We start from the raw sequence: 7,485 nt of genomic DNA, 5'->3' as shown, positions 1-7,485 counted from the left end.
GCCCCCTCAAGGGGAGTAAGGGACTCGGGGCCAAGGCCGAGGCTCGAGTGCTTTTGGCACTCGCCTGGAAGACTCACACTGCGCACAGCGAGACTTCGCTCAGCAATGAATTGAAACTTACCCTTTGTATGCACTGTCGCTTGTTTTCCGGTGGCTATGTCGGAGGGGTCCCACCCGTTCCCATCCCGAACACGGAAGTTAAGCCCTCCAGAGCCGATGGTACTTCGCGGGAAACCGCGCGGGAGAGTAGGTCGCTGCCGGATTCTTTTTGAGAAATCCCCGGTGTCCCTCGTGGACACCGGGGGTTTTCTGTTTTGGGGCTGTGTGGGGTTTCCGCGCGTCACCGCGGGCGCTGGGCCTGGCGCCGCATGCGCAGCCGGCGCACGGCCCCCACCGCCAGCAGGGCCGCCGTGGTGGCCAGCACCAGCAGGTGCTCGGCTCGCGCCGCCCCTTTCGCCACCGCGTCCACGCTGTGCGAGAAGGCGTACCCCAGCGCCACCACCACCGGGGCGCTGAGGCACAGCGCCAACCCGTCCCACAGCAGGAAGTCGCGCAGCCGCATGCCATGCACCGCGGCCATGATGAACACGGCCCCGCGCAGCACCGAGAGAAAGCGCCCCACGAAGATGCAGCGCCCGCCGTGGCGGGCGTAGAGCCGGGCCAATCGCTCGCGGCGTTCCGGCGGCAGGAGCTTCTTCATCCGTGGATGCTCGTACAGCGTGGGCCCCAACCTTTGGGCGGTGAGGAAGAGGGCCGTGTCGCCGCAGAGCACTCCGGCCACTGCGACCGCGACCGCCAGGGCGATGGGCAGGACGTCCCGGTGCGCGAGGATGCCCAGCGACAACAGCACCAGGTCTTCTGGAATGGGCACCCCCATGCCTCCGGCGACCAGTGCGGCGAAGAGCAGGGCCGCTGTGCCATGAGTCAGCAGCCATGGGAGTGGACCCGCGGCCATCGTGTCCCCCTTTCAGGGCGTCATTCAGGTTCCGCGGGGTGGATTGCGCGCGCCGCCCTGCGCTCCTGCCGGAAGAGGAGGACCTCCCGGGCGATGATTTGAAGGGTCGCGGCCACGGGCACCGCCACCACCGCGCCCACGATGCCGGCCAGCTCCGCGCAGAACAGGACTGCCAGGAGGACGAGCAGCGGATTGACGTGGACCGTGCGTCGGAAGACGAGTGGGGCCAGCACGTTGCCCTCGAGGGGCCCGTACAGCAGGAAGTAGGCGAGCGCGACCGCCGCCGCCCAGATGCCCTGCGTGGCCCACGTCAGCAAGGTGATGACGCCCCCTGCGATGAGCGGCCCCACATAAGGGACCAGGCTGGAGAAGCCACTGGCGATGCCCAGGGGCAGGAAGTACGGCAAGCCCAGGAGCGCCAGCGTCACCGTGGTCAGGGTGGCGTTGATGGTGCAGATGAGCACCAGCCCGGACAGGTAGCCGCCCGTGGCGCTGTAGATGTTGTGGAGGACCCGGACGTATCGCATCCGGTGCTCGGGGCCGACCAGGGTCAGCCCCCTGCGAATCAGGTCTCCTCCGAATGTCAGCATGAACACGACGAGGAAGAAGACGGTGAGGGCCGAGATGACCACCCCCACCACGCCTCCGATGGCTCGGATGAGCAGCGTAGGCAGGGCGCCGGTCGCGAGCCGGGGAGTTGCTTCCTCCAACCGCCGCGCCCAGCCGAGCGCCTGCAGCCGGTCGCTGAGCACCTGGATGAGCCGAGAGCTCCGCAGTTCCGCCATCAACTGCGGCCACTGGCGAACCAGGGCGTCCAACTGGTCCGCCGCGGCCGGAATCACGAGCAGCGCGAGGGCGGCGACGACGACCAGCAACGCCGTCATCACCAGGGCAATGGCGGCCAGTCGAGGCAGCCTGCCGCGCTCCAGTCGCGCGACGCCATGTTCCAACGCGAGCGCCAGGATGGTGGCGATGCCCGTCAGTGTCAGCGCCACCCGCGTCTTCGCCACGAAGGTGACGAGTACGACCACCGCCAGCACGGAGGCGCAGACGGTGAACACCGTCGTCGGTGTGACTTGCGAGCGTTGCCCCCCGCCGTCTCGCTCCGCCACCACCGCCCACGCTCCCGTGCCATAACGCGGCCCCCGACGTGCCCACCCTGCCGGGAACGGGCCACCCACCCCGCAGTTCAGGGTCGTTGCGGACCTGGAAGGGTGGCTCGTGGGGACGGATTCGCGGCGGCCGTCCGCGTGGCTCCCCTGCGCCTCGCACGCGTGGATGGAGCGAGGCGCTGAGCCCTTGGGGCTCACGGTGCGTCAGTTGCGCGACGGGTAGATGCCTTCCAGCGCGATGATGAAGTTGATGCACAAGAAGGGCGACATGTTGTTGTGCGGCTGGCTTCCCCCCGCGACGCCGATGGCCGCGGGGTTCATGGTCCCGTCGATGGGGGCAGCCCGGTAGTTGAGCACGGTCGCCGTGGAGTCCGACGCGAGCACGGTGCCAATGGGCGTTTCGGTATCGCCGTGCTGACTGCTCACATTCAGGGTGTGATTGTGCGCCGGCATCTGCGTCGAAATCAGCGTCACGGTTTCGGTTCCACCCTGTTCGCCCAGCGTGCGGGGGGACAGCCCGGGGCCCTGGCCCGGCTGCATGGGATAGCGGCCCCGCAGGTCCGGCAGGGCGAACGTCGTCTGTCCATTGCCTCCATAGGTGGTGCCAAGAATGGAGAAGAGCGCCGAGTTCTGGGCGATGGAGAGAAGCTGCCCTTGGCAGAATGCCCAGCCCCGCGGAGCGAAGTTGCCTGCGAACATCATGATCTGACCGATGAAGGGCTCTGACACGTGCGTCTACCTTTCGAGGAGAGGACTGCCTGACTGCGCTTGCTGCGCTTCCTCCCTGAGCAAAGGTCCGGCCAGCGCTGAAATCGCGCGTGTTTCATGTGCGTGTGACGGCGGCATGCAATGAAACGTGAGACGCGGTGCCTCCATGTCTCGCTGTGTCACGCGCGCTCGTGCGTCCGATACAGACGCGCATGCGTCCAACCCAGACGCCGCAGCGGATCCGCGTGCCGATGAAACGCGGGTGCGTCTGACCCGGACGCCGGGGCAATGCCTCGTAGGTTCTCTCCCACGAGAGAATCTGCCCGGTTACCGCCGAACCTCTTGGGGGCGCCCCGGTCTTCTTGGCGTGGCGTGCGGCTTGCTCAGAGGCCTGCGGCGTGACGTTCCACGACGAGGAGGCCGGCAGATGACGCAAGAGAACTGGCGACGCCCGCTGTATCAGAAATGGTTTCAGGCGCTTCCGTTGACGGCACTGCTGGTGCTGTCGGCGTGTGAGGAAGGCACGCCAGGACCGCAGGGGCCGCAAGGTCCCGCGGGCGCAGAAGGCCCTCCGGGAGCGCCGGGCGCCGAGGGGCCCGCTGGCCCTCAAGGCGAGCCAGGTGCGCCTGGCGCTACGGGCCCACAGGGGCCGCAAGGTCCTCCGGGCCCGGCAGGTGGGCCGGAGGGACCTCCAGGGCTGACGGCGCTGGTTCGGACCGACTCCGAACCCTCCGGTGAGAACTGCGCCCAGGCGGGTGTGGTGGTGGAGACGGGCATCGACCTCAACCGGAACGGTGAGTTGGAGGATGAGGAGGTCGACGCCTCGCTGACCCGTTACGTGTGCAACGGGGCACAGGGGCTCATGGGGCCCGAGGGGCCGCAGGGCGCCATGGGCCCGCAGGGCCTCCGGGGTGAGCAGGGCGTGCAGGGGCCAACCGGTCTTCAGGGCGAGACGGGCATGCAGGGTGAGCGGGGACCGGAGGGGCCCGCTGGCGCGGTCGGACCTGCCGGGCCGGCGGGACCGCAGGGCTCCGAAGGACCTGCGGGCCCGATGGGCCCAGCGGGTGCCACGGGCCCCCAGGGGGATGTCGGTCTGGGCACGGTGACGCGGACCACCGTGGAGCCGGCGGCCGGCAACTGCGCCACCGGTGGCGTGCGGCTGGAGATGGGCGTCGACGCCAACCGCAATGGGACGCTGGATGCCGGCGAGGAGAATGTCGCGCTCACCCGCTTCGTGTGCAACGGGCCGGCGGGACCGCAGGGAGGGCAAGGTCCTGCGGGCGCGACGGGACCTGCAGGGGCCCAGGGCCCTTCGGGACTGGTGGGTCCGCAGGGTCCGCAGGGGCCCACGGGCTCGCTTGGTGCCTACGGTGATGGGTCGGCTGGGGCGTACAACGTCCCCAGCGGCAACACCGTGGATCTGACCACGGCCTCTGGCTACGGCACACTGGCCGGCCGGCAGCACCTCCAGTTCACGAACGTCACCATCTCCGGCACGCTGATTGTCCCGAGTGGAACGGTCATCCGGGCCACCGGCGACGTCACCGTCAACGGTACGATCATCGTGGACCCCAGTGCCGAGGACAACGGAACCGGGCCTGCGGAGGCAGGCGTGGCGCGTGCGGCCGCAGGCGAGCCCCAAGGAGGGCGTGGGCTGTTGCCGCTCCAGGCCGCGCAACTCCTGCGACCCGGCGGCCTGGGCGGCGGCGCGGGGGCCAAGCAGGTCGGTGTGACCGGTGGCCGGGGTGGCGGCTCCCTGGTCATTCTCGCGCAGGGAGCGATCCGCATTCCCCCGGGGGGCGCCATCAATGCCAATGGTGAGGCGGGTGGAACCGCCGCCAACCTGCCCGGCTCGGGCGGTGGCGCGGGGGGCGCCGTCGTCCTCGTGGGCAAGGGCTCCATCACCGTGGGGGGATTCGTCCGAGCGGTGGGCGCCAATGGTGGCGCTGGCAACAACGCGGGGGGCGCGGGCAAGGGCGGCGGCGGCGGCGGCGGCGGTGGCATCGTCCAGCTCCTCTCCAGCACGACGCCCAGCGTGACAGGCGGCATTCTCGTGACTGCGGGCGCCGCGGGTGCCACCGCGAATCCCACGGGCGCAAGCCAGGCCATCTCCGCGGGCGGTGGGGGCGGCGCGTGCGGTGGAAATGGTGGCTCGGGTGGTGGCGGGACGCTGGCCGCGCCTCAGCCGTCCGAGGCGGGTGCCGCCGGATATGACCTCCGGACTGTCACGCCCACGCCGGAGAACGTGTTCCTGTAGGTCCTGGCGGTTTGGGGGGATGCGGGCGGCTCGCGGGCAATCAGCTCGCGGGCCGTTCGTGTTTCCGGAGCATGGTTCCGCTGTGCATCAGTCCTGACGTGGTGCGGGGTTCCACGTCATGGCGACGTAAGGGGCGGCGGCCTCCTCGGGAGGCTCGGCGTCCACCTCGAAGCCCAGGCGCTCGTACAGCCTGCGCGCGGGGTTGGTTCGTAGCACTCGCAGCCGGAGGGGGACGCCTGCTTTCCCGGCCTCGTCCCGCACCTGGGTCAGCAGCCGGGTCCCCACGCCGCGGCCTTGGTGCGCGGGCAACAAGGCGATGTCCACCACCCGCCACGCCGCCGCGTCCTTCGCGACCAGCAGGCGCCCCACGGGTTGGCCTTGGAGACACACCACCTGGTGGTCGGCGCGAGGATGGCGGGCGGCCCAGTCGTGCGACTGCGCCACCCACTGCATGCGGAGGAAGGCGTCGCGCTGTGCGGGCGCCCAACCCCAGGCCGCGAGCTCGGACTCCCGGGTGCTGGCGTACAGCGCGAAGAGGAAGGGGTCGTCCGCAGCCGTCGCGGCGCGCAGGTCGATGGACACGGTGGCGAGCAGCATGGCTCGACGGGCGACGACGCGTCCATCAGCGGACGGCCACCGCGGTGCTCCGTCATCCGCCCAACGGCGGATGCAAGCAGCGGTAAATCCGGACGTCCTCGCAATCGTGGTTGGACGTCAGACCCGGATGAGATTTTCGGGAGCAGTTCCCGAAGGAGCCACACGATGAAGAAGACGCGAGACGAGGCACTGAACCTCCAGGAAGTGGGGGACATGGAGGCGCGGTGGCGGGGCCTCGCCACCCAGCTGCTGGAATTGGGGGACGACGCGATGGATGCGCAGCTGCTGGTGGCCTTCCGCGCCGCGCGTGAAGAAGGGGTGGTGCCTCCCGATGCGGGCTTCTTCCTGGTGGCCCACATCCTCACCTCCATGGCGGACGAGGCGATTGGTGACGAACCCCGCGTGTGCCGCCTGGCGCTGGAGCTGGAGTTGATGGAGCGGGAGTACGGCGTGGAGCAGGGCGTCTGGCTCAGCGGCGAGGAGACTCCACCCGAGGACTGGGAGGCCCTGCGCGCGGCGTATGAGGCCGCTTGCGACGAGGCCCGCGCCACCTTCTTCACGGCCTATGGCGAGGAGGAGATGGCCCGCCTCTACCTGGATGACCGCATCTGCTTCCACCGCCGCTTCGAGAGCGGGCGCCGCTTCTTCCACGGCCTGCCCATGCTTCCCGAGCACCTGCACTGACTCTCCGTTCTCAAATTCTCTCATTCAAATGATGTGAGCCGTCTTTCACGCATCTCAGGCGGAATGTTGCGGCTACAAAGTTTGGATTAGCAGGACTTCAAGCTAGCTCAACGCTGCGTTGGTGAGGCGGCTTGCGGCGTCCTGGCATTTTCCTTCGCCACACCCTATTCCGGCGCTCGCTTCCGGGTGGCGGGTGGAGTGGCGGGGAAGAAGTCAATGCATACCAGACCCTCGGTGTGAAGACTCGAAACTCCAAGGCGAGTCTTCAGCAGCTTCGCTGCTCGGCGGCGCGCGTCTCTGGCTGAAGTCCCCTCCAAGGACCCGGGGCCGCGCGCCGCCGCTCTTTTTTCCGCGGGACGGTGGCTCGGGCCGTCAGGCGGCCTGCGGCGGGTGGTGGCGCTAGATTCGCGCGCCATGACCACCGACTCCGCCCACCGTCTCCTGGACCTGCTGTGGGAGCGCTACGCCGCGGAGGTGCCCTATGCGCGCACCTTCGTGCAGCTCTCCGGGGGCCGCTTCCGCAATGACCACGTCGCGCTCCGCTCGCTGGCCCGGCCCGGTGGTGGCATCGCGCTCTTCTCGCAGCCCTTCATCCGGCTCGGTTGGAAGGCCGCGGGCGCGTACACCTTTCCGGATGCGCACCTGTCCGCCATCTACTTGTCACATCCGGCGGGGCTGCCCCGCATCTTCATCTCCGAGCTGAAGCAGGAGGAGCTGTCCCCGCGCGCTCGCGAGCTGCTCGCCCGGCTGCCCGAGGACCCCGCACCTCCCGAGGATGTGGACGCACTGGCCGCGTGGTTCGGCCCGCCGTCCCCTCCAGACGAGGCCGCGCTGCTGGAGCTGGAGAAGGAGTCCCAGTATGGCGCCTGGCTGCTCGCCTTCGGCCGCAAGGTGAACCACTTCACCGGCTCGGTGGACGACGTGGAGGCGTGGCAGCGACGCATGCGCGAGGCCGGTGTGCCGATGAAGGCCGACATCGAGGGCGCGCCCGGGACGTCGCTGCGGCAGACGGCCACGCAGGCCGCGCTGCTGCCCGTGCCGCTCAAGGGCGGTGGCTCGCGCTCCTGGCCCTACGCCTACTTCGAGATTGCCCAGCGCACGCCGGACTTCGACGGCTTCCTGGGCTCCCAGGCCCGGGCGCTCTTCGACATGACGAAGCGCGGCGAGTAGCC

General features: G+C 69.4%; 7 protein-coding genes and 1 rRNA gene. 4 read left to right on the top strand and 4 right to left on the bottom strand.

Annotated elements, in window-relative coordinates; translation table 11 throughout:
• Positions 1 to 146 precede the first annotated feature (146 nt).
• A 5S ribosomal RNA gene (gene rrf / locus BLU09_RS06420) occupies positions 147 to 263 on the top strand.
• 77 nt (positions 264 to 340) lie between these two features.
• On the opposite strand, the gene BLU09_RS06415 is transcribed toward rrf, so the two are convergent.
• The 3 genes from BLU09_RS06415 to BLU09_RS06405 all read right to left on the bottom strand — a co-directional run bounded on the left by BLU09_RS06415 (position 341) and on the right by BLU09_RS06405 (position 2,796).
• The gene (locus BLU09_RS06415; protein ID WP_090486895.1) at positions 341 to 955 is read right to left on the bottom strand and encodes a DedA family protein; all 615 of its coding nucleotides are present in this window, start codon (positions 953 to 955) and stop codon (positions 341 to 343) included.
• Positions 956 to 975: 20 nt separating this feature from the next.
• Positions 976 to 2,136, bottom strand: coding sequence for an AI-2E family transporter (locus tag BLU09_RS06410; RefSeq protein WP_090486892.1), 1,161 nt, complete (start codon positions 2,134 to 2,136; stop codon positions 976 to 978).
• A 135-nt stretch (positions 2,137 to 2,271) separates the two neighbouring features.
• Positions 2,272 to 2,796, bottom strand: coding sequence for a phage tail protein (locus BLU09_RS06405; RefSeq protein ID WP_090486889.1), 525 nt, complete (start codon positions 2,794 to 2,796; stop codon positions 2,272 to 2,274).
• A gap of 406 nt (positions 2,797 to 3,202) precedes the next feature.
• Here BLU09_RS06405 and BLU09_RS06400 point away from each other — a divergent pair, with 406 nt between their 5' ends.
• Complete coding sequence (locus tag BLU09_RS06400; RefSeq protein WP_261770673.1) at positions 3,203 to 5,032, top strand: collagen-like protein; 1,830 nt, start codon at positions 3,203 to 3,205, stop codon at positions 5,030 to 5,032.
• A gap of 87 nt (positions 5,033 to 5,119) precedes the next feature.
• On the opposite strand, the gene BLU09_RS06395 is transcribed toward BLU09_RS06400, so the two are convergent.
• Entirely contained in the window at positions 5,120 to 5,629 is a 510-nt protein-coding gene (locus BLU09_RS06395) for a GNAT family N-acetyltransferase (RefSeq protein WP_090487085.1), read from the bottom strand.
• A gap of 165 nt (positions 5,630 to 5,794) precedes the next feature.
• Here BLU09_RS06395 and BLU09_RS06390 point away from each other — a divergent pair, with 165 nt between their 5' ends.
• Both BLU09_RS06390 and BLU09_RS06385 read left to right on the top strand, forming a co-directional pair.
• A complete protein-coding gene (locus BLU09_RS06390; protein ID WP_163884510.1) occupies positions 5,795 to 6,313 on the top strand; it encodes a hypothetical protein in 519 nt (172 codons plus the stop codon).
• Positions 6,314 to 6,727: 414 nt separating this feature from the next.
• A complete protein-coding gene (locus BLU09_RS06385) occupies positions 6,728 to 7,483 on the top strand; it encodes a DUF1338 domain-containing protein (protein ID WP_090486883.1) in 756 nt (251 codons plus the stop codon).
• Positions 7,484 to 7,485: the final 2 nt, after the last annotated feature.

This window comes from Myxococcus virescens (genome assembly GCF_900101905.1).
Taxonomy (GTDB): domain Bacteria; phylum Myxococcota; class Myxococcia; order Myxococcales; family Myxococcaceae; genus Myxococcus; species Myxococcus virescens.
Note: the sequence above shows the minus strand (reverse complement) of the source record. Positions and strands in the feature narration are given on the sequence as shown.